The 21,870-nt window shown below is 66.3% G+C and carries 15 protein-coding genes, 2 tRNA genes and 1 other RNA gene; 13 read left to right on the top strand and 5 right to left on the bottom strand.

What is annotated here, in order from left to right:
• Positions 1-7 precede the first annotated feature (7 nt).
• Both rnhA and dnaQ read left to right on the top strand, forming a co-directional pair.
• Positions 8-460: a ribonuclease HI gene (gene rnhA / locus BW38_RS04965; RefSeq protein ID WP_025878155.1), complete on the top strand. Its 453-nt coding sequence runs from the start codon at positions 8-10 to the stop codon at positions 458-460.
• A gap of 4 nt (positions 461-464) precedes the next feature.
• Positions 465-1,193: a DNA polymerase III subunit epsilon gene (dnaQ, locus tag BW38_RS04970; RefSeq protein WP_025878156.1), complete on the top strand. Its 729-nt coding sequence runs from the start codon at positions 465-467 to the stop codon at positions 1,191-1,193.
• 283 nt (positions 1,194-1,476) lie between these two features.
• Here the strand turns inward: dnaQ and BW38_RS04975 are convergent, their stop codons facing one another.
• Positions 1,477-2,181, bottom strand: coding sequence for a protein phosphatase 2C domain-containing protein (locus BW38_RS04975; protein WP_025878157.1), 705 nt, complete (start codon positions 2,179-2,181; stop codon positions 1,477-1,479).
• A gap of 169 nt (positions 2,182-2,350) precedes the next feature.
• Here BW38_RS04975 and BW38_RS04980 point away from each other — a divergent pair.
• Positions 2,351-2,441 (top strand) — tRNA-Ser (locus tag BW38_RS04980).
• 220 nt (positions 2,442-2,661) lie between these two features.
• Entirely contained in the window at positions 2,662-3,066 is a 405-nt protein-coding gene (locus tag BW38_RS04985) for a DUF6165 family protein (RefSeq protein ID WP_032977378.1), read from the top strand.
• A gap of 118 nt (positions 3,067-3,184) precedes the next feature.
• Here the strand turns inward: BW38_RS04985 and BW38_RS04990 are convergent, their stop codons facing one another.
• Positions 3,185-4,231 (bottom strand): glycosyltransferase family 9 protein, encoded by a 1,047-nt coding sequence (locus BW38_RS04990; protein WP_032977376.1) that lies wholly within the window; start codon positions 4,229-4,231, stop codon positions 3,185-3,187.
• Between the two features lie 20 nt (positions 4,232-4,251).
• Between BW38_RS04990 and BW38_RS04995 the strand changes: the two genes are divergently transcribed.
• From BW38_RS04995 to BW38_RS05005, 3 genes are read left to right on the top strand one after another with little or no spacing between them, the layout of a single operon-like run.
• Positions 4,252-5,001 (top strand): 3-deoxy-D-manno-octulosonic acid kinase, encoded by a 750-nt coding sequence (locus tag BW38_RS04995; protein WP_025878162.1) that lies wholly within the window; start codon positions 4,252-4,254, stop codon positions 4,999-5,001.
• Positions 5,001-5,768: an MBL fold metallo-hydrolase gene (locus BW38_RS05000; RefSeq protein ID WP_025878163.1), complete on the top strand. Its 768-nt coding sequence runs from the start codon at positions 5,001-5,003 to the stop codon at positions 5,766-5,768. The genes BW38_RS04995 and BW38_RS05000 overlap by 1 nt, the downstream gene beginning before the upstream one ends.
• Entirely contained in the window at positions 5,765-6,154 is a 390-nt protein-coding gene (locus tag BW38_RS05005) for a DUF4440 domain-containing protein (RefSeq protein WP_051585091.1), read from the top strand. Before BW38_RS05000 ends, BW38_RS05005 begins: the two co-directional genes overlap by 4 nt.
• A 76-nt stretch (positions 6,155-6,230) precedes the next feature.
• Here the strand turns inward: BW38_RS05005 and ffs are convergent.
• An RNA gene (ffs, locus tag BW38_RS21585) (signal recognition particle sRNA small type) lies at positions 6,231-6,327 on the bottom strand.
• A 299-nt stretch (positions 6,328-6,626) separates the two neighbouring features.
• Here ffs and sugE point away from each other — a divergent pair.
• Complete coding sequence (gene sugE / locus BW38_RS05010; protein ID WP_032977375.1) at positions 6,627-6,944, top strand: quaternary ammonium compound efflux SMR transporter SugE; 318 nt, start codon at positions 6,627-6,629, stop codon at positions 6,942-6,944.
• A 367-nt stretch (positions 6,945-7,311) separates the two neighbouring features.
• Positions 7,312-16,575 (top strand): autotransporter-associated beta strand repeat-containing protein, encoded by a 9,264-nt coding sequence (locus tag BW38_RS05015; RefSeq protein ID WP_032977373.1) that lies wholly within the window; start codon positions 7,312-7,314, stop codon positions 16,573-16,575.
• Between the two features lie 55 nt (positions 16,576-16,630).
• Here BW38_RS05015 and BW38_RS05020 read toward each other — a convergent pair whose 3' ends face one another.
• Complete coding sequence (locus BW38_RS05020) at positions 16,631-17,074, bottom strand: GNAT family N-acetyltransferase (RefSeq protein ID WP_032977370.1); 444 nt, start codon at positions 17,072-17,074, stop codon at positions 16,631-16,633.
• A gap of 123 nt (positions 17,075-17,197) precedes the next feature.
• On the opposite strand from BW38_RS05020, the gene BW38_RS05025 reads away from it, so the two are divergent.
• A complete protein-coding gene (locus tag BW38_RS05025; protein ID WP_032977369.1) occupies positions 17,198-17,992 on the top strand; it encodes an isocitrate lyase/phosphoenolpyruvate mutase family protein in 795 nt (264 codons plus the stop codon).
• A 517-nt stretch (positions 17,993-18,509) separates the two neighbouring features.
• Here BW38_RS05025 and BW38_RS05030 read toward each other — a convergent pair.
• Positions 18,510-18,602 (bottom strand) — tRNA-Ser (locus tag BW38_RS05030).
• Positions 18,603-18,724: 122 nt separating this feature from the next.
• Between BW38_RS05030 and dnaX the strand changes: the two genes are divergently transcribed.
• The 3 genes from dnaX (at position 18,725) to recR (ending at position 21,859) form a co-directional block, all read left to right on the top strand.
• Complete coding sequence (gene dnaX, locus BW38_RS05035; protein ID WP_032977367.1) at positions 18,725-20,821, top strand: DNA polymerase III subunit gamma/tau; 2,097 nt, start codon at positions 18,725-18,727, stop codon at positions 20,819-20,821.
• A 6-nt stretch (positions 20,822-20,827) separates the two neighbouring features.
• Positions 20,828-21,148 carry a YbaB/EbfC family nucleoid-associated protein gene (locus tag BW38_RS05040; RefSeq protein ID WP_025879376.1) on the top strand — a complete coding sequence of 107 codons (321 nt, stop codon included), beginning with the start codon at positions 20,828-20,830 and terminating at the stop codon, positions 21,146-21,148.
• Positions 21,149-21,259: 111 nt separating this feature from the next.
• On the top strand, positions 21,260-21,859 hold the full coding sequence (gene recR, locus BW38_RS05045) for a recombination mediator RecR (protein WP_025879377.1): 600 nt from the start codon (positions 21,260-21,262) through the stop codon (positions 21,857-21,859).
• The last annotated feature ends 11 nt before the right edge of the window (positions 21,860-21,870 follow it).

Raw genomic sequence — 21,870 nt, 5'->3', positions numbered from 1 at the left:
AGTTGTATTGAAAACCATCGAAATCCACACCGACGGTTCCTGCCTCGGCAATCCCGGCCCCGGTGGCTGGGCAGCGCTGTTGCGCTACAAGGGGCACGAGCGCGAACTGAGCGGTGGTGAAGCGCATACCACCAACAATCGGATGGAGCTGATGGCGGCCATTTCCGGCCTGGAGTCGTTGACCGAGCCCTGTGAGATCGTCCTCTATACCGATTCGCAGTACGTACGGCAGGGCCTGACCCAGTGGCTGCCGGGCTGGATCCGCAAGAACTGGAAGACCGCCGGCGGTGACCCGGTGAAGAACCGTGAACTGTGGGAGCGCCTGCAGGCCGCCACGCTGCGGCACCAGATCGACTGGCGCTGGGTGAAAGGCCATTCCGGCGACCCGGACAATGAACGCGTGGATACCCTGGCCCGCAACGCCGCGATCCAGATCCGCGACGGCAGCCCGGTAAACTGAGCCCATGCGTCAGATCATCCTTGATACCGAAACCACCGGCCTGGAGTGGAAGAAGGGCAACCGCGTCGTCGAAATCGGCTGCGTCGAGTTGTTCAAGCGCCGCCCGACCGGCAATACCTATCACCAGTACCTGAAGCCGGACTGCGAATTCGAACAGGGTGCGCAGGAAGTGACCGGCCTGACCCTGGAATTCCTCGCCGACAAGCCGGAGTTCGCGCAGGTCGTGGAGGAGTTCCTGGCCTTCATCGATGGCGCCGAGCTGATCATCCACAACGCCGCGTTCGACCTGGGCTTTCTCGACAATGAGCTTTCCCTGTTGGGAGAGCAGTACGGGAAGATCACCGACCGCTGCACGGTGATCGATACCCTGGCGCTGGCGCGCGAGCGCTTCCCGGGCCAGCGCAACTCGCTCGACGCCCTGTGCAAGCGGCTGGGCGTGGACAACTCGCACCGGGCCCTGCATGGCGGTCTGCTGGATGCGCAGATCCTGGGTGATGTGTACATCGCGTTGACCTCGGGCCAGGAGGAGATCGGCTTCGGGCTGGGCGATGACGATGCCGGTGGCGCTGCGGCGTTGCAGGCGTTCGATGCGTCCAAGCTGCTGCCGCGGCCGCGCGTGGTGGCCACGCCGTCGGAGCAGGAAGCGCATGCGGCGCGTCTGGAACGGCTGCGCAAGAAGGCCGGCCACGCGTTGTGGGACGGCCCGAAGGTGGAAGAGGCCGCGAGCGCGTAGGCGCAGCGGTGGCGTGCGAAATGCAGCCACGCATGGCGTGGTGATGCGTGTGAAATGCAGCCACGCATGGCGTGGCTCTACTGTAGATCCACGCCATGCGTGGATGGCGTGGATCAGTGGCAGCGCACCAGGATCACGGTGATGTTGTCCGATGACGCGCCAGCGCAATCGCGCTGGCGCCCCACAATTTGCGCTGCAAATCGTGGGCCCCGTCTCACCAGCACCCAGACCCCCGCCGCTTCGCGGCCGCCCCCTGACTCAGGGGGCTTGCCTCCAGCCGGCATCAGTGGCAGCGCACCAGGATCACGGTGATGTTGTCCGAGCCGCCGCCGTCGAGGGCGGAGGCGACCAGGCTGTCCACGCATTCCTGCGCGCTGGCGTCGTCGAAGGCGAGGGTGCGGGCGATGCCGCGGTCATCCACTTCCTCGGTCAGGCCATCACTGCACAGCAGCAACTGCATGCCCGGGCGCAGCTCGCCGCTGGTGGTCGCCACGTTCAGGTGTGCCGGGTCGGTGACGCCCAGTGCCTGGGTGACCACGTTCCGGTGGGGATGGGCGCGCGCCTGCTCGGCGGTCAGGTTGCCCTGCGCGACCAGTTCCTGCACCACGCTGTGGTCCTGGCTGAGCTGGGCAAGCTGGCCATCGCGCCACAGATAGGCGCGGCTGTCGCCGACCCAGGCCACTTCGTAACGGTTGCCCTGCACCCGTGCAGCGACCACGGTGGTGCCCATCGGCAGGCTGTCGTTGCGCCGGCGCGAGGCGCGGATGATCTCTTCGTCGGCGGTGCGGATCGCCTGCGCCAACGGCGCGCCACGGCGGATCTCACGGACGATGGTCTCGCGCGCCAGTGCGCTGGCCACTTCGCCGCAGGCGTGCCCGCCCATGCCGTCGGCTACCAGCCACAGGGCCAGCTCGCCGTCACCGTAATAGGTGTCCTCATTGAGCTCGCGGCGCAGGCCGGGGTGGGTGAGATGTCCGAATTCGATCATGGTGGGTGCTGGGCGAGGGGGTAATGCCGGGGAGAACGGCATCATCACGGCCAAGCGGACATCCGGCAAGCCATGCAGTCAGGAAAATTTCACTTCATTGGGCGCAATGACTTGTCGTCAGCCGCGCTTCCTCGTATGATGCGCGTCCCCGGTTCGCCGGGGAACATCTGGAGAGGTGGCAGAGCGGTTGAATGTACCTGACTCGAAATCAGGCAGGCGTTTATAGCGCCTCGGGGGTTCGAATCCCCCCCTCTCCGCCAGATTAAAAAAGAAGGGCTGCCGAAAGGCAGCCCTTCTTTTTTAATCTGGCGCGGGGATGCGACGACGCTTCGCGCGTCGCCCCAAACGTTGCGATGCAACGTTCGGGCCCCTCCCTTTGCCGGCCTTCCTGCGGATGCTTCAGTAGATCCACGCCATGCGTGGATGCTGTTCGCGTGCGGCGGGTTACCATGTACGTCATCACCTGCTGGAGCCGCCACGATGACCGCTGAAATCCTCGTCCCCGTTTCATTCGGCGAGCTGCTGGACAAGATCTCGATCCTGCAGATCAAGTCCGAGCGCATCAGTGACGAAGGCAAGCTGGCCAACGTACGCAAGGAGCTGTCCGCGCTGGAAACCACGTGGATGGCGCACCCGGCGGCAGTGAAGGACATCGCCAAGCTGCGCGCCGAGCTGAAGGCGGTCAACGAGCAGCTGTGGGAGATCGAGGACGACATCCGCCTGAAGGACAAGGCGCAGGCGTTCGATCAGGGGTTCATCGACCTGGCGCGCAGCGTGTACCTGCGCAACGACGAACGCGCACGCATCAAGAAGGCGATCAACCTGGCGCTGGGTTCGGCGTACGTGGAAGAGAAGTCCTACCAGGATTACACGCAGCGCGCGTAATCCCGGGCGGCCCGACGCAGTAGATCCACGCCATGCGTGGATGGATCTCCCGGGTTGCGGGACGGTGCGGACCAAGGTCCGCACCCAGTAGACAGCGCTCAGCTGCCCGGCGTGCCACTCAAACCAGATGGTCGGCGACGTAACGCTCGAACGCGGCAATGCCGTCCTCGACGGTGATCAGTTCCATCACATCGTCGAATTCGATCTTGGTGCCCCACTTGAGGTCGGCTGCCTGCTTGCCCAGATACTTGCGCGCCGCGTCGTCGTAGCGGTCCGCGCAGTAGCGGCGGTCCGAATACGGGCCGCTGCGGTTCGGGTTGCTGGCCGCATGCAGGCCCAGCACCTTGGTACCCATTGCGTTGGCAATGTGCATCGGGCCAGAGTCCGGGGTCATCACCAGATTGGCGCGGGCCAGCAGGGCCGGCAACTGCTTGAGCGTGTCCTTGCCGACCAGGTCCAGTGCCGGAACATCCAGCTGGGCCTGGATGGCGTCGGCCATGCTGCGCTCCAGTTCGCTGCGGCCGCCGCACAGCACGATCCGCCAACCGCGCGTGACGGCATGGTTGGCGACCTCGGCATAGCGGTCGGCGTACCAGTTGCGGCGCACGTGGCTGGAGCAGGGCGAGATCATCAGCACCGGCCGGCCATCGTCCTGCCACTGCGCGGCGGCCCAGTCATAGGCTGCCTGCGGCACGGCCAGGTCCCAGCTGACATCGGTCTGGCGCAGGCCCAGCGGCTCGCAGAAGCTGCCGATGGCATCGAGCACATGGATGCCCGGGCGATCAGGGATGCGTTCGTTGATGAAGAGGCCGTGCAGATCCTTGGAGCGGCTGCGGTCGTACCCGATGCGGCGCTCGGCAGGAATGAAGGCGGACAGCACGTTGGCGCGGAACGCCACCTGCATCTGCAGCAGGGCCTCGAAACGCCCGGGCGGCAACTGCTTGCGCAGCTCCTTCACTCCGGCCATGCCGGTCTTCTTGTCGTAGGCGTGGAAGGTGACGCCCGGCAGGCCATCGAGCAGCTTCTGCCCGACCTTGTCGATGATCCAGTGGATCGGCGTGTCCGGGCGCGCGGCCTGCAGGGTGCGCACCAGCGGCACTACGTGGGTCACATCGCCAAGAGCGGACAGGCGCAGAAGACACAAGGAGGAGGACGCTGATGCCATGTGTTGTTAGACTCAAAGGAATGGTCGCATTCGACGCCAATGAAGCGCTGACGCCATGCCGCGAGGGTCGCGGCATCGGGGCCATTCTGTTCGACCGCGAGCGGCTGCGGCAAGCCGACATCGGTCTGTTCTCGCCACAGCACTGGGCCGGCAAGGCCCGGCCGGTGGGTGAGGGCGGCCGTGGCAGCGCCTGGTTCGTGGATGCGCCGTTCGGCGCCAGCGTACTGCGGCACTACCTGCGCGGTGGGCTCGCGGCCCGGATCAGCCACGACCAGTACATCTGGCGGGGGGCGGACCGGACCCGCAGCTTTGCCGAATTCCGGCTGATGCGCGCGCTGCGCGAGAAGAAGCTGCCGGTGCCCAGGCCGATTGCCGCCTTCTACATGCGTGAAGGCCTGCGCTACCGCGCCGCGATCCTGATGGAACGGATCGAAGGGGTGCGCTCGCTGGCCGACCGCGCACTGGTGGCCGGGCGCGGGGCGCCGTGGGAGGAAACCGGGCGGATGATCGCGCGCTTCCACCGTGCCGGGCTGGACCATGCCGATCTCAATGCGCACAACATCCTGTTCGATGGCAACGGCCATGGCTGGCTGATCGACTTCGATCGCGGGGTGATCCGCATCCCGGCCACGGCCTGGCGCGAGCGCAATCTCAAGCGCCTGCTGCGCTCGCTGATCAAGCTGCGCGGTGAGCGCAGCGTGGAAGACGTGGAAAAAGACTACGCGCGCCTGCGCCGCGCCTATGACATGGCCTGGAACCGGGGCACCTGATGGACTGGTCGTTGCGTTTCCTCGGCGTCGGCAATGCGTCGGCGGTCGAGCTGGGTTCGCCGATGTCGGTGATCGAGCGCGATGGTCGGCCCTGGCTGACCATCGACTGCGGCGGCGAAGGCCTGACTGCCTTTAAGGCCCATTACGGGCATATGCCGCAGGCGCTGTTCGTCACCCATGTACACCTGGACCATGTGGCCGGTTTCGAACGGCTGTTCGTGGATACCTTCTTCAGCGCGCAGCGGCGCGGCAAGGTGCGCCTGTACGTGCCGGCCACGGTGGTGCCGCTGCTGCACAAGCGCATCGGCGATTACCCGAACGTGCTGGCCGAGGGCGGCGCCAACTTCTGGGATGCCTTCCAGCTGATCGTGGTGGGCGATGCGTTCTGGCACGAGGGCGTGCGCCTGGAGGTGTTCCCGGTGCGGCACCACTGGCCGGAGACGGCCTATGGCCTGCGCCTGCAGGGTGCGCTGACCTGGAGCGGCGACACCAGGCCGATTCCGGAAATGCTGGCGCGCTATGCCAGTGACAACGAACTGATCGCCCACGACTGCGGGTTGCACGGCAATCCTTCGCATACCGGGGTGGATGACCTGGAGCGCGAGTACAGCGCCGAGCTGCAGGCACGGATGATGCTGTACCACTACGCCAGCGTGGCCGATGGCCAGGCCCTGGCCGCGCGCGGGCACCGGGTGGCACAGCCGGGCCAGTGTGTTGTGCTGGCCGCGCCGACCGCCCCGCACGTGCTGGCGCAGGATCCGCCGTGAGCAGCGCTGGCGCCGCCGCTTCACCGGCGCTGGCCGCCGAACTGGAGGGGTTGGAACGCGCACTGCATTGCCCGCAGGTGCGCGCAGACCATGAGCGTCTGGCGGCATTGCTGGATGAGGATTTCAATGAGATCGGCAGCTCCGGCCAGTGCTACGGCCGTGAAGCCGCGCTGGAAGAGATCCCGCTGGAGCGTGCGCAGGTGGTGATCGAGTCGGACCAGTACGCCGTGTGGATGCTGGCAAAGGGCTTGGCCCAGGTGCGTTACCGCAGTCGCTATCACGTCGATGACCAACCGCAGCGGTGGGTGCTGCGCAGCTCGCTGTGGCGTCAGCATTCAACGGGCTGGCGGATGGTGTTCCACCAGGGTACGCCTGAGGCGCGGTAGCGCCGGGGCATGCCCGGCGAAGGGCGCCAACCAAGGTTGGCATCTACCGGAGCGGGGCTTCGCCGAAAAGGCGGTGGCCCCGCCGGCTGACCTCGGCGCCCGCGTCGATCGATACCGTTGCTGCCTTCCGGCCCTGGCGGAGTTTTCGACCTAGCGTCGCGAGGGGCCGACGGGGCCACCATAGAGACGTTGGCCGCCCGGAGGCGGCCGATTCACGGATCAGGGGAAGCAGCGCGTTGTGCGCCGGAGACCACAGCCGGACTGCACATCGGCTTACCGATGGCAGACGCGCATTCTAGCGCAGGCAGGTGCGTTGATGCCAGCTTCATGCACTGAATCCGATGTAACCCTGTGCGCCCAGCGTCGGCCGGTGGCTGCCGCCGTTGCTAGAATCCGGTCCCAGGAGGAACGACCTCCCCCACATCGGGATTCAATGACCAGGACGGCCTGGCCCTACCAAAGGAGGGCTGTCATGGCCTGGATCTATCTGTTGTTTGCCGGCCTGCTGGAAATCGTCTGGGCCGTGTCGATGAAGCAGTCTGAAGGCTTCACCAAACTCACCCCCACCGTCATCACCATCGTCGGCATGATCGCCAGCTTCTGGCTGCTGGCCGTCGCCATGCGCAGCCTGCCGCTGGGCACCGCCTATACGATCTGGACCGGTATCGGCGCGGTCGGTGCTTTCGTGGTCGGCATCGTGTTCCTGGGCGAGCAGGTCAGCCCGATGCGGATTGGCGCGGCGGTACTGATCGTCGCCGGCCTGGTGCTGATGAAACTCTCCAGCAGCTGAGGCCGGTTACGAATGCGGCGGGAATATGGATATTCCCGTTCAGCAGAAACAAGACAATATGCATTTTCGGCAAAGTCGTGACGACTGCCGTGATTATTTGACGGCCATCATGAAAATAACGTGCCGGATTCACGTGGTGCTGGCGTTGACGGCCGCACAGTGCGCCCATTCGTCAAGCGAAACCGGGGAGTTTTCGCGCTGACGGACAGGCAGGCGCGCGCAGTTCCTGCAGCGCTTGCACGTGAAAGTGCGACTGTTTTTCAAGGTTGATACCGAAGGTCTTGTTCCCGGGTGGAGCAGGGCAGGACGACATCACCTCCAAAAAACCTGCCTGCTGTGCCACCGGTCATTTCATGGAGATTTACCGATGAACCGCATTTACCGTCTGGTTTTCAACCGTGCCCTGGGTGTGATGCAGGTGGCCTCGGAAATCACCCAGAATCCGACGGGAGGCGGTAAATCGGCAGGACGACACCTGCCGGGCCTGAAGGCGCATCGGCTGGCGCTGGCATTGGCCGCTACACTGGCCAGCGGTTCGGCGTTTGCAGCCTGCACCACGGCCGGTGCGGTGATTACCTGCGATGGCGCGACGGACCAGAACACTCTTTCCAGTACCGCCAATGGCGTGACCCTGAACATCGCCACCGGCGCGGTGCTGAGCGTGCCGCTCATCGTCGGCGGCAACGCAGTGACGCTGACCGGCAACGGGATCACTGTGAACAACGCAGGCTCGATTGATCCCACTCTCAACGGAGGTATCAGTCTGGCTGCCTCTGGCATGGTGCTGGGCAACAACACCGCCGGTGGCAACACGATCAACGTCACCAACCAGGCGGGCGGCAGCATCAAGGGCCTGGTCAACATCGGCTCGATTCTGGGCCTGGGCGGGCAGGCGCTGATCACCGAGAACGCTGCTGGCGGGGTAGCCAACATCACCAACAACGGCACCGTGGGCATGTCCATTCTCGGAGCGGGCCTGCTGACCACCGCCGATGCTGCGGCGATCGTCACCTACGGCGGTGCCCGGGCGAACCTCGTCAATACCAGCACCATCACCGGGCGCATCGGGTTGGGTAGCTCAGCTGCTGGCAACACCGTGATCAACGCCGGCACCATCACTGGCAGCGTGCATCTGGGCAACTCCACCACGACCGGCAACAGCTTCACTGCAGTGTCCGGCTCCAGCGTGGCGCTGGGGCCGCTGGCGACCGGTATTGCCGGCGTATTCGGTGCTGCAGGCGTGAACCTCGCAGCGGCGGGCATCGTCGATGGCGGTACCGGTACCGGCGACCGCCTGCTCCTGCAGAACAGCGCAACCGGCCCGGGCAGTGGCACTGGCGGTGCGGTGACCACGATCAACTGGTCCGGCTACACCGGATTCGAGAACCTGACCGTCAACAGTGGTACCTGGAATCTGCAAGGTGCCTGGACCGGAACCAGTGCCACGATCAACGATGGCTTGGTCAACTTCAACAACGCGGCGTCATTCGGTACCGGTACCTTCAACGTCAACGGCGGCGCCATCGCGGCATCGGCGGGCGGGCTCACGCTTGCAAATTCCTTTGCGCTCAACACTGGCAGACTGACGTTGGGCGGCACCAACCCCTTCAGCTTGAGTGGTGTGCTGTCCGGTGCTGGCGGCCTGACCGTGACCAACACCGGTGTGGTCACGCTGGGCGGCGCGAACCTGTTCGGTGGTGGCGTCAACCTCAATGCTGGCGGCTTGCTGCTGGGCAACGCAGGTGCGCTGGGCAGCGGCAACCTGACGGTAGGTGGTGCCGCGTCGCTGGATACCAGCGGGGCCTTCAATCTCGCCAACAACATCGTCGTCAACGGTGGTGGCAGTCTGAATCTGGTCGGCACCAATGCGTTGACGTTGAACGGTGCGCTGTCTGGTGCCGGCAACCTGGTGAAGAACGGCGCCGGCACGCTCACCCTGGGCGGTGCAAACACGCTTACCGGCAATGTCTCGATCGCGGGCGGCGCGTTGGCGCTCGGTGCCGGTGGCAGCCTGTCACCGACCGCTGCGATCTCGCTCACGGCAGGCACGTCGCTGGACCTCACTGCCGCAGCCAACCAGACCGTCGGCTCGCTGTCCGGGCTTGGTGGAACGGTCAGCCTGGGCACTCGCACACTTACTCTAGGCGGTCTCGGCAATACCTCCTTCGCCGGCAACTTCACTGGCACTACCGGTGGCCTGGTCAAGGTCGGTACCGGAGTGCAGACACTGTCCGGCAGCAACAGCTTGACCGGTGGTTTTGCCCTGAATGGCGGCGGCCTGCTGCTCGGCAACAACGGTGCATTGGGAACGGGTGTGCTGAGCGTGGGCGGCGAGGTCACGCTGGATGGCACCACCGCAGCGCTCACCCTGGCCAACGACATCACGCTCGGCGCCGGTGGCTCGCTCGCGCTGCAGGGCGGCCAGCCCGTGGTGTTGAACGGGGTGATCTCCGGCGTCGGCAACATTGGCAAGAACGGCGCATCGCTGCTTACCTTGAACGGCGCCAACACGTTCAGTGGCGGCCTCGTCGTCAACGGTGGCGGCCTGCTGCTGGGCAACAGCAGTGCGCTCGGTACCGGCCTGCTGGACATCAACAACGCTGCGACGCTGGATACCTCTTCAGCCCTGACCCTGGGCAATGACGTGATCATCGGCGCGGCAGGTTCGTTGAACGTGCTGGGTGGCAACGCGCTGACACTGGGCGGTGCGATTTCCGGTGGTGGCGGCCTGATAAAGAGCGGGGCTTCGACACTGACGCTCAACGGCGCCAATACCTTCACCGGTGGTTTGAACGTTGCTGCCGGCACGGTGGCGCTGGGCAGTGGTGGCAGCCTGGCCGCGACCGGCGCGGTCAGCCTGTCGGGGGCTGGGGCGGCGCTGGATCTTTCCCTGGGTGGTAACCAGACCATCGGTGCACTGTCCGGCGTGGCAGGTTCCACCGTGGCATTGGGCGGCAATACGCTCACCTTTGGCAGTGCGACCGACCAGGTCTTCGCCGGAGTGATCAGTGGCGTCGGCGGAGGCCTGGTAAAGAACGGAAGTGGCGTACAGACGTTGACCGGCGCAAACACCTTCACCGGCGGCGTCGCGCTCAATGCTGGCGGTCTGCTGCTGGGCAACAGCGGTGCACTGGGCACCGGCGCGCTCAGCGTCAACGGTGCCGCGACGTTGGACGGCAGCTCTGCGCTGACCCTGGGCAACGCGGTCAACCTCGGTGCCGCACTGACCCTGGGCGGCAGCAACAACATCACCCTGACCGGCGACATCTCCGGCGTCGGCAGCCTGACCAAGAACGGCGCCTCGCTGTTGACCTTGAACGGCACCAATGGCTTCAGCGGTGGCCTCAACCTCAATGCCGGCAGCGTGCTGCTGGGCAGCAGTGCGGCGGCCGGAACCGGCGCGCTGAACATCGGCGGCAACGTGTCGCTGGACGCGGCGGTTGCGCTGAACCTGAGCAACAACGTGGCCTTGGGTACCGGTGCGATTCTTACGCTCCCCGGCAGCCAGAACATAACGCTGGGCGGCGTGGTGTCCGGCGACGGTGGCCTGGCGAAGAACGGCGCCACGGTGTTGACGCTCAACGGTGCCAATACCTTCGGTGGCGGCCTGAACCTGGCGGGCGGCGGCCTGTTGCTGGGCAACAGTGGAGCGCTGGGAACCGGCGCGCTGAACGTTGCTGCGAATGCCAGCCTGGATAACAGCATTGCGCTTGACCTGACCAATGCGGTCAACCTTGGCGCCGGCTCGGCACTGACGCTGATCGGCAGCAATGCACTCACGCTCGATGGCGTGATTTCCGGCACCGGCAGTCTGGTCAAGAACGGCGCCGGCACGTTGACCCTCGGCAACGCCAACGGCTTCAGTGGCGGCCTGGCGTTGAATGGCGGCAACCTGCAGTTGGGCAACGCTGGCGCTCTGGGAACGGGTGCGCTCAACGTCGGCGGCAATGCAACGCTGGACACTGCCGCCGCCTACACCGTGGGCAACGCGATCAACCTGGCCTCGGGCACGACGCTTGCCCTGCAGGGCAGCAATGCGCTGACGCTCGGCGGCGTGGTGTCCGGCAATGGTGCACTGGTCAAGAACGGTGCAGCCACACTGACCCTGGCCAATGCGAACACCTACGCCGGCAGCACCACGATCAATGCCGGAACCCTGGCGCTTGGCGCAGGCGGCAGCCTGGCTGTCGGGGGTGACGTCACCCTCGGCGGCGCCGGCGCGGGCTTCGATATATCGGCGGCAACCGGCAACCAGACCATCGGCGCGCTGAATGGCGTGGTCGGTTCGACGGTCGGGCTGGGAGGAAACTCGCTGACCTTTGGTACGGCAGCCGATGCGGTGTTCGATGGCGTGATCAGCGGAGGTGGTGGCCTGGTCAAGGTGGGCGCGGGCGTGCAGACGCTGTCCGCTGCCAACACCTTCGGCGGCGGCGTCAGCCTCAATGCCGGTGGCCTGCTGCTCGGCAATGATGCGGCACTGGGCAGTGGTGCGCTGACCGTGGGTGGCGCGGCCACCCTCGACACCAGCCTGGCGGCAACACTGGTCAACAACATCGCCCTCAATGCCGGCCTGACCGTGCTGGGCAGCAACGCGCTGACGCTCAACGGGGTGATCTCCGGCACCGGCAGCCTGACCAAGAATGGTGCTGCCACGCTGACCTTGAACGGCGTGAACACCTATACCGGTGGCACCAACGTCAACGCCGGCACGCTGGCCCTGGGAGCAGGTGCAAGCCTGGCCGCCAGCGGCATCGTCAACCTGGCAACCGGCGCTACGCTGGATCTCTCCGCGGGCAACGGTGCCCAGACCTTCGGCACCCTGACCGGTAGTGGCACGGTCAACCTGGGCGCGAACTCGATCACTGTCGGCGGACCGACCAACGGTGTCTTCAGCGGATCCATCGCCGGCACCGGCGGCCTGATCAAGGAGGGGACCGGTACTGAAACGCTGACCGGTACCAACACCTTCACCGGTGGCACCCTGATCAATGCGGGAACGCTGGCGATCGGTGCCGGTGGCAGCCTGGCGGCAACCGGTGCAGTCACGCTTTCCGCGCCGGGCACCGGCTTCGACATCTCCGCGGCCGGCAACCAGACCATCGGCGCGCTCAACGGCGTCGCTGGCAGCACCGTGGCGCTGGGCGGAAATACGCTGACCTTCGGCGGCGTTGGCAACGGGACCTTCGATGGCGTGATCGGTGGGACCGGCGGGCTGGTCAAGAACGGTACGGGCATCCAGACGTTGGGCGGCGCCAACGTCTTCGGTGGCGGGGTGGCACTCAACGGTGGCGGCCTGGTGGTGGGCAACAATGCCGCGCTGGGTACCGGCGCGCTGACCGTGGGCGCCAACGCATCGCTGGACAGCAGCATCGCTGCGAACCTCGGCAACGACATCGGCCTGCTGGCCGGTGCCACGCTCAACCTGCTTGGCAGCAATGCACTGACGCTGGGCGGGGCGGTCACCGGCGATGGTGGCCTGATCAAGAACGGCGCGGCGACGGTCACCCTGACCGGCAGCAACACCTTCACCGGCGGTACGGTCATCAACAGCGGCACGCTGGCGATCGGGGTGGGCGGCAGCCTGTCGCCGACCGGCGCGGTGAACCTGGCCGGTACCGGCGCCTTCGACATCTCCGCCGGCGGCAACCAGAGCGTCGGTTCGCTGGCGGGCGTGGCCGGCAGCACGGTGTCGTTGGGTGGCAGCAGCCTGACGCTGGGAGGTACCACCGACGCGACCTTCAACGGTGCCCTGACCGGCAGCGGTGGGCTGGTCAAGAATGGCTCCGGCGTGCAGACCCTCAACGGTGCCAGTACGTTTGGTGGCGGCGTCACCCTCAATGCCGGCGGCCTGGTGGTGGGCAACAACGCTGCGCTGGGAACCGGCACGCTGACCGTTGGGGGCGCTTCCACGCTCGATTCCAGCGGTGCGGTGACCTTGGCCAACAACATGGTGCTCAACGCCGGCCTGACCGTACTTGGCAGCAACGATCTCACCCTCAACGGCAACCTGTCGGGGGCCGGCAGCTTGACCAAGGACGGCGTTGCTACCCTCACGCTTAACGGCACCAACACCTATACCGGCGGCACCTACATCAACGCGGGCACGCTCGCGCTCGGTGCCGGTGCCAGCCTCAGCGCAGGCGGTATCGTCAATCTGGCCACGGGTGCCACCTTCGATCTTTCGGCCGGCAGCGGCACGCAGGTATTCGGCACGCTGATCGGCAATGGCACGGTCAACCTCGGCGCGAATACGTTGACCATCGGCGATGCCACCAATGGTGTGTTCAGTGGTTCGATCGGCGGCACCGGTGGACTGATCAAGGAGGGCACCGGTACCGAAACATTGACCGGCACCAACACTTTCACGGGCGGCACCACCATCAACGCCGGCACGCTGGCGATCGGCGCCGGTGGCAGCCTGGCCGCTACCGGCGCAGTGAACCTGGCCAACGCCGGTACCGGTTTTGACATCTCCAGCGGTGGCAACCAGGCCATCGGTACATTGTCCGGCGTTGCCGGCAGCACGATCAGCCTTGGCGGCAACACACTGACCACCAACGCAGCGGGCAACAGCACCTTTGCCGGGGACATCAGTGGCGCCGGTGGCCTGGTCAAGAACGGTGCCGGCGTGCTCGGCCTCACCGGCAGCAACACCTTCGGTGGCGGAGTGGCGCTCAACGCCGGTGGTCTGTCGCTGGGCAGCAGTGGTGCCCTGGGCACCGGCACGCTGACCGTAGGCGGTGACGCCACGCTGGACGGCAGTGTGCCGCTGACCCTGGCCAACAACGTGCAGCTGGCAAGCGGCACGTTGACCCTGCTGGGGGGCACGCCGCTGACGCTGGACGGTGACATCGCCGGCAGTGGCAGCCTGCTCAAGGATGGTGCGGCGACGGTGACCCTGGGCGGCGCCAGCAGCTACACCGGCACCACGACGATCAACAGCGGCACCCTGGCGGTCGCCGCCGGTGGCAGCCTGTCCTCGGCCAGCACGGTGAACCTGGCCGGCGCCGGAACGCTGGACATCAGTGCGGCCGGCAACCAGGCCATTGGTGGCCTGGCCGGTGTTGCCAGCGGCAACGTGGTGCTCGGCGGTTCCACCCTGACCACCGGCGGCAGCAATGCCAGCACCACCTTCGGTGGCACCATCGGTGGAAGCGGTGGCCTGGTGCAGACTGGCACCGGCACGTTGACCCTGACCGGCAACAACACCTACACCGGTGGAACCACCATCAACGGTGGCAGCACCTTGCAGATCGGCAATGGCGGCGCGACCGGTGCGATCGTCGGCGACGTGACCAACAACGGCGCACTGGTGGTCAACCTGTCGGGCAACACGACACTCGTTGGCACCGTCAGCGGCAGCGGTGGCCTGACCCAGGCCGGCAGCGGCACGCTGACGCTGACCGGCAACAATACCTATACCGGCGGCACCACCATCAATACCGGTGGCACCCTGCAGGTGGGCAATGGTGGTGCAACGGGGGCGATCATCGGCGACGTCGGCAACAACGGCAGCCTGGTGTTCAACGTGGGTGGCAACACTACGCTCGCGGGCGTTGTCAGCGGCAGCGGCGGTCTGACCCAGGCCGGTGCCGGTACGCTGACCCTGACCGCCAATAACACCTACACCGGCGGTACCACCATCAACACCGGCGGTACGTTGCAGGTGGGCAATGGTGGCGCCACGGGTGCGATCACCGGCAACGTCAGCAACAACGGCAGCCTGGTGTTCAACGTCGGCGGCAATACCACGCTTGGTGGCGTGGTCAGTGGCAGCGGCGGGTTGACCCAGGCCGGCAGCGGCACGCTGGTCCTTACCGGCAACAACACCTATACCGGTGGCACCACGATCAACACCGGCGGTACCGTGCAGATCGGCAACGGCGGCGCCAGCGGCGCGGTCACCGGCAACATCACCAACAACGGTGGCCTGGTGGTCAACACCGGCAGCACCACCACGCTGGGTGGCAGCATCAGTGGCGCGGGCAGCATCGTGCAGGCCGGCCCTGGCCTGCTCAACCTGGGCGGCAACAGTGGCGGATTCACCGGTACCGGTCAGGTCACCGGTGGTGGCCTGAATGTCACCGGCACCGTCGGTGGCCAATGGACCATCGGCAGCGGCACCACGTTGTCGGGTACCGGCACCATCGGCGGCAGCGCTGGCGGCGTCACCGTGAGCAGCGGCGGTGTGCTGTCGCCGGGCAACGGCCCGGGCAATGGCAGCAGTGGCGGCAACGGTACGGGCGCGATCACCGTGGGCGGCAACCTGACCCTGGCACCGGGCAGCACGCTGTCGGTCGACCTGGGCGCTACCGGCAGTGACGTGGTGCAGGTGGGCGGCAGCGCGAACATCGGTGGTGCATCGGTGGTGGTCAATGCCATCGACCCGAACACCAGCTACCAGCAGGGCCAGCAGTACACGATCATCAACGCAGGCGGCGGCGTCAGCGGGCAGTTCGTGCCCCCCACCACCACCTCGGCGTTCCTCTCACTGAGCCCGGTCTACACAGCGAATGCCGCGCAGCTGAAGATCGATGTGAAGCAGACAGCGGCCTTCGTCACGGCTGCGCAGACCCGCAACCAGCTGGGCGTGGCATCGGCGCTGGACAGCCTGCCGCAGACCGGCGCGGCGCTGGGCCTGTACAACACGCTGTTGGCCTACGACACCGCCACCGCGCGCAACGCGTTCAACCAGCTCTCCGGTGAAGTGCATGCGGCCAGCCGTGCAGTGCTGCTGTACGACAACTACCTGGAAGAGGGCATCCGCCAGCGTCTCGGCAGCGAGTTGCCGACGGTGCGTGGCGAGCGTGCTTCGGCATGGCTGGCGGGTAGCGGCAAGGTGTTCAAGCAGGACGGCGATGGCAACGGTGACGAGATCCGTGCCAACCGCAATGCACTGATGGCCGGCGTCGATTGGAAGCTCGGCGAGCATGTGGTGCTGGGTGCGGCGGCGGGCAGCGAGCGGCTGGATACGCGGCTGTACGATCGCCAGTCGCGTGCACGCCTGCGTGGCAACACCTATGGACTGTATGCGCAGGGCGAGTGGAACAACGGATTTGCGGTCGGTGGCAGTGTGTCGCGCGGCGATTACCGCACGCGCACCACGCGTGAAGTGCCGCTGCTGGCACAGACGCTGCACAGCCGCCAGGATTCGGATGTCACCATCGCCCAGATCGAAGGCAGCTGGACCTGGACCCATGGCAGGACGCAACTGCAACCGTATGTGCAGTTCACCAAGCACTGGGTGGACAGCGATCGCGCGGTGGAGCAGGGCGGCAGCGCGGCGCTGGTACTGGAGGGCGGCAAGGACACGCTCAATGTCAGCACCGTCGGCGTACGCGGCCGCTGGGATGTGGGCAGCGGCGAGCGCTATCCGGCACAGCTGACGGTCGGGCTGGGCTGGCAGCATGCGTCCGGTGACACCGACGTGGCCAGCCGGCAGAGCTTCGCCGTCGGTGGCAATGCGTTCGATGCCTACAGTGCCGTGATGGCGCGCAACGCACTGGTCAGCCAGGTCGGTGTGGCCGTCGGCCTGGGACGCAGCAGCCAGCTGTCGCTGTTCGTGCAGGGCCAGCATGGCGACGGTCGCAACGATATCGGTGGCCAGTTGAACCTGCGCGTCGGGTTCTGAGCCAGCGCGTGTCTTCGACGGATCCACGCCATGCGTGGATCCGTCGAGAGCCGGGTTACAGCACCCGCTGCATCTCCACGGCGTCGATTCCGGCGCCGTGGCCATCGGCTACCACGCGTACCACCTGGAAGCCGAGGCCGGCATAGAAGCCCTGCGTGTGCTGGCTGGTGCTGAGCGTAATGCGCTGGATGGATGGGTCTGCTTCAGCCTGATGCAAGCGGGCCACTGCCAGTGCGCGTCCCAGCCCCTGTCTGTGGCGACTTCGTTCGACCATGCCCCAGCACAAGCTGGCGCTGCCATCGCCGCAGTGCCAGAGGCCGCCGCAGGCCACCACCTGGCCCTCGACCTCGATCACCTGGAAGGCGCGTGGCACGGCATGTTCGTGCAGGAAGCGCTCGAAGTCACCCCGCTCTGCCGGTGCGAAGTAGGTGGGCACGTTGCTGTCGAAGATCGACAGGCAGGCGGTGATGTCGGTGCAGCGGTAGGGGCGGGGTGTCATGAATGACTGTCATCGTGGTGGCGGGCACATTGTGCGCGAGGTCCGGACCATTGATGTCCGGATATGGCGAGCCCGGAAACCGGTCCGGACGCAGACTGCGGGTCCCCGTCATCAGGAGGTTCCATGTCCAACGTTCACCAGAACTTCGTTCAACTCCATCAACGCGCTGGTCTTTATGTGCTGCCCAACGTATGGGATGCCGGTGGCGCACGCCTGGTCCAGCAGCTGGGAGCTGTCGCGGTGGGAACATCGAGTGCTGCCATGGCGTGGTCCTGCGGCTATGCCGATGGCGGTGCGCTGCCGGATACCGCGCTGCTGCAGCGGGTTTCAGAAATTGTTGGTGTGACCTCGCTGCCGGTCACGGTCGATATCGAGGACGGTTACAGCGATGTCCCCGATGCGGTCGCTGAGCGGGTGCTGCGCCTGGTGGAGGCGGGTGCAGTAGGGATCAACATCGAAGACGGTGCCGGCAGCCCTGCGGCGCTGGTGGGCAAGATCACCGCCATCCGTTCGGCGCTGGGCGGACGATCGCTGTTCATCAATGCGCGCACCGATGTGTATCTGCGCGGCCTGGCTGAAGAGGATGAGGCGGTCAGGATGAGCATCGATCGGCTGCAGGCCTATGCACGTGCCGGTGCCGACGGCGGCTTCGTGCCCGGACTTCGCGCGCTGGACGAGGCTGCTGCAGTTGCCAGCGGCGTGTCGCTGCCTCTCAACCTGATGTGGCTGCCAGGGATGGCGCCGTTTGCTGCGCTGTCTCAGGCCGGCGTGCGGCGGCTGAGCGCTGGCCCGGCCTTGTTCATGCACGCATGGACAGCGATGGCTGCGGCGACCACGGATTTTCTCGGCGGTGTCATGGCGATGCCCGAGGGCGCACCGGGCTATGCGGCCTTGAACCAGCTGTTCAGCGACAGGTGAGGGCGCCAAGGCGGGGCGCGCCGACAGGCTCGACCACGGGCGGGTAGTCGATGCGACCGGGCCGAGGCATCCACGCATGGCGTGGATCTACTGCCGTAGCTGGAGGAACAAGCCCCTTTGTTGAGGGGCTGCCCCGACAGGGGCGGGGAGAGGCCGGCGAAGGGAAGGGCCCGAACGTTGCGCAGCAACGTTTGGGGCGAAGCGCGCGCAGCGCACTTCGCGTCCCCAGCCAGATAAATAAAAAAGGGCTGCTGTCCGGCTCTACCCCTGCAGGCCGTCGAACCTGGGCGGACGCGGTTCCTTCGGTCATCCACGCATGGCGCGGATCTACTGCCGTATCTGGGGGAACAAGCCCCTTTGTTGAGGGGCTGCCCCGACAGGGGCGGGGAGAGGCCGGCGAAGGGAGGGGCCCGAACGTTGCGCAGCAACGTTTGGGGCGAAGCGCGCGCAGCGCACTTCGCGTCCCCAGCCAGATAAATAAAAAAGGCCGCCCGAAGGGCAGCCTTTTTTATTTATCTGGCGGAGAGAGGGGGATTCGAACCCCCGAAGCGCGGTTTAGACGCTTACACACTTTCCAGGCGTGCTCCTTCAACCACTCGGACACCTCTCCGGATCCCTGCCATCGGCAAACGCCTCAGCAGGGGCGCAGATTCTAGCGGGCGCAGCGGCAGGACACAAGCACTGGTTTGCAGGGCGAGAGGGCTGGACAGGCGTGGCACAATGGAACATCCGATGGAAGACGGTGGCCTGATGTCCTATCTCGTCCTTGCCCGCAAGTGGCGTCCGAAGCGTTTTGCCGAGCTGGTGGGCCAGGAACACGTGGTCCGTGCGCTCAGCAATGCGCTCGACAGCGGCCGGGTCCACCATGCGTTCCTGTTCACCGGTACCCGCGGCGTGGGCAAGACCACGATCGCGCGCATCTTCGCCAAGTCGCTGAACTGCGAGCAGGGCACCAGTGCCGATCCCTGCGGCCAGTGTGCGGCCTGCCTGGACATCGACGCCGGTCGCTACATCGACCTGCTGGAAATCGATGCCGCGTCCAATACCGGCGTGGACGATGTGCGCGAGGTGATCGAGAACGCCCAGTACATGCCCTCGCGTGGCAAGTACAAGGTGTACCTGATCGACGAGGTGCACATGCTGTCCAAGGCCGCGTTCAATGCGCTGCTGAAGACGCTGGAAGAACCGCCGGAACATGTGAAGTTCCTGCTGGCCACCACCGATCCGCAGAAGCTGCCGGTCACCGTGCTCAGCCGCTGCCTGCAGTTCAACCTCAAGCGCCTGGATGAAGACCAGATCCAGGGGCAGATGACCCGCATCCTCACTGCCGAGGAGATCGAGTCGGACCCGACCGCCATCGTGCAGCTGGCCAAGGCCGCCGACGGCAGCCTGCGTGATGGCCTGTCGCTGCTCGACCAGGCCATTGCCTATGCCGGCGGTGCGCTGCGTGAGGACGTGGTGCGCACCATGCTGGGCACGGTCGACCGCACCCAGGTGGCGGCCATGCTCGATGCCCTGGCCGAGGGCGATGGCCCGCGCCTGCTTCAGGTGGTCGCGGCACTGGCCGAGTTCTCGCCGGACTGGAGCGGGGTGCTCGATGCGCTGGCCGAGGGCCTGCACCGCATCCAGGTGCAGCAACTGGTGCCGGGCGCGTCCGCCGCTGCCGAGGGACTGGATGCCAGCGTGTTTGCTGAACGCCTGCGCCCGGAAGTGGTCCAGCTCTGGTATCAGATGGCCCTGAATGGTCGTCGCGATCTGCCATTGGCGCCCAGCCCGCGCGCCGGCTTTGAAATGGCCGTGCTGCGCATGCTGGCGTTCCGCCCTGCGGCTGCCGTGCCGTCGGTGCCGCGTACTCCGGAATCCTCCGGTGGCAGCGCACCGACCGGTACGGGCCAGACCGGGGGCGGCCTTGCTGGCAGCCACGAAGGAGCTGCACCGGCCGCTGCTGCGGCGCCAGAAGCCGCAGCGGTCACCCAGGCAATTGCGGCACCCGTGTTGGCGGCGGCAACCGCGCAGACGCCGAACCCGGCGCCACAGCGCGAACCCGAGCCGGAGCCCGAGCCGACCCCGGAACCGGATCCGACCCCTGAACCTGAACCGGCTCCGGTCGAGGAACCCGGATCCCCGCTGCCGATGAAGGCGCAGTTGGCTCCCGAGGCGGCCACGCCCAAGGCACCTGCCGAGGCAGATGACCTGCCGCCGTGGGCGACCGATGAGGCTGGCGCGCGCGATGAAGCGCTGGCGGCCGAGATGGCAACGCCCGACGCGGCCATGGTCGCGCCGTGGCACGAGCCGCCGGCGCCGGCTTCACCGCCGGTTGCAGAGGCTGTTGCCGCGCCGGAGCGTTCGTTCCGTGCCGAGGGTATCGACATCGCCCCGGCACCGGTTGCGGCAAAGGAAAAGGCCTCGCCGGCAGGCAGCGTCAGTGACCTGGCCTGTGCCGAAGACTGGCTCGACCTGATCGCCAACAGTGGCCTCAGCGGTCCGTCGCGACAGCTTGCGGCCAATGCGGCCTTCATCAGTTGCCAGCATGGGGTCTTGAAACTGGGCCTTTCGCCCGGATTTGAATACCTGCGCTCCGAGCGCGCGCTGGCAGCGTTGGGCGAGGTGCTGGAAAAGTCCCTTGGCCACGCGCTGAAGATCGTGGTCGAAACCGTGGAAACCGAGCAGGTCCCGGCGGAGACCCTGCACCAGCGCGCCGACCGCCAGCGTGGCGAGCGGCAGCAGGCTGCCGAGGCCATTTTCATGGACGACCCGGAAGTCCAGCTGCTGATCCAGCAGCACGGCGCCCGGGTTGTTTCCGATTCCATCCGTTCTTTTGACGAGTAAGACGACATGCGCGGCAATATCGCCCAACTGATGCAGCAGGCCCAGAAGATGCAGGAAAACCTGCAGAAGGCCCAGGAAGAAATCGCCAAGATCGAAGTGACCGGCAGCGCCGGTGGCGGCATGGTCAGCGTTACCCTGACCGGCGCCAAGGAGTGCCGCAAGGTACGCATCGATCCGTCGCTGGCCAGTGATCCGGAAATGCTGGAAGACCTGATCGCCGCCGCCTTCAACGACGCATCGAACAAGATCGACGCCGAGTCGAAGTCGAAGATGGGTTCGGCCACTGCCGGCATGCAGCTGCCGCCGGGCATGAAGATGCCGTTCTGATGTCCGGTCTGGCACCCGCACTGCCGGGTGCCATGCACTGTGTAGCGTCGAGCGTGCTCGATTGCCCGCAATTTCCAGTCGAGCACGCTCGGCTCCACAGAACACGCCGCCGTGTCCGCACCCCTGCTTGAACAACTGATCGATGCACTGCGGGTGTTGCCTGGCGTAGGCCAGAAGACGGCGCAGCGCATGGCTTACCACCTGCTCGAACGCGAGCGCGAAGGTGGCAAACGCCTTGCCGAGACGCTGGCGCAGGCGGTTGAACGCATCGGTCACTGTGCGCAGTGCCGCGACTTCAGCGAAACCGAGCTGTGCCCGACCTGCGCCAATGGCAGCCGCGAGCGCAGCCAGCTGTGCGTGGTGGAATCGCCGGCTGACCGCCTGGCGATCGAGAACGCCACCGGCTATCGCGGCGTTTACTTCGTGCTGCAGGGGCGCCTGTCGCCGCTGGATGGCATCGGCCCGCGCGAGCTGGGTCTGGAGCAGCTGGAACAGCGCCTGGCCGAGGCGGAGGTGCAGGAACTGATCATTGCCACCAGCGCCACCGTCGAAGGCGAAGCTACCGCGCACTATCTCGCGCAGCTGGCGCGTGCCCGCCAGGTGCGGCCGAGTCGACTGGCCCAGGGCCTGCCCCTCGGTGGTGAGCTGGAGTACGTCGATCGCGGCACGCTGTCGCACGCGTTCGGCACCCGCAGCGAAGTGCGCGATTGAGTCGATGCCGG

It is taken from the genome of Stenotrophomonas sp. RIT309 (assembly GCF_000632045.1).
In the GTDB taxonomy this organism is placed as follows: Bacteria; Pseudomonadota; Gammaproteobacteria; order Xanthomonadales; family Xanthomonadaceae; genus Stenotrophomonas; species Stenotrophomonas indicatrix.
This window is presented reverse-complemented; position numbering and strand designations above follow the sequence as displayed.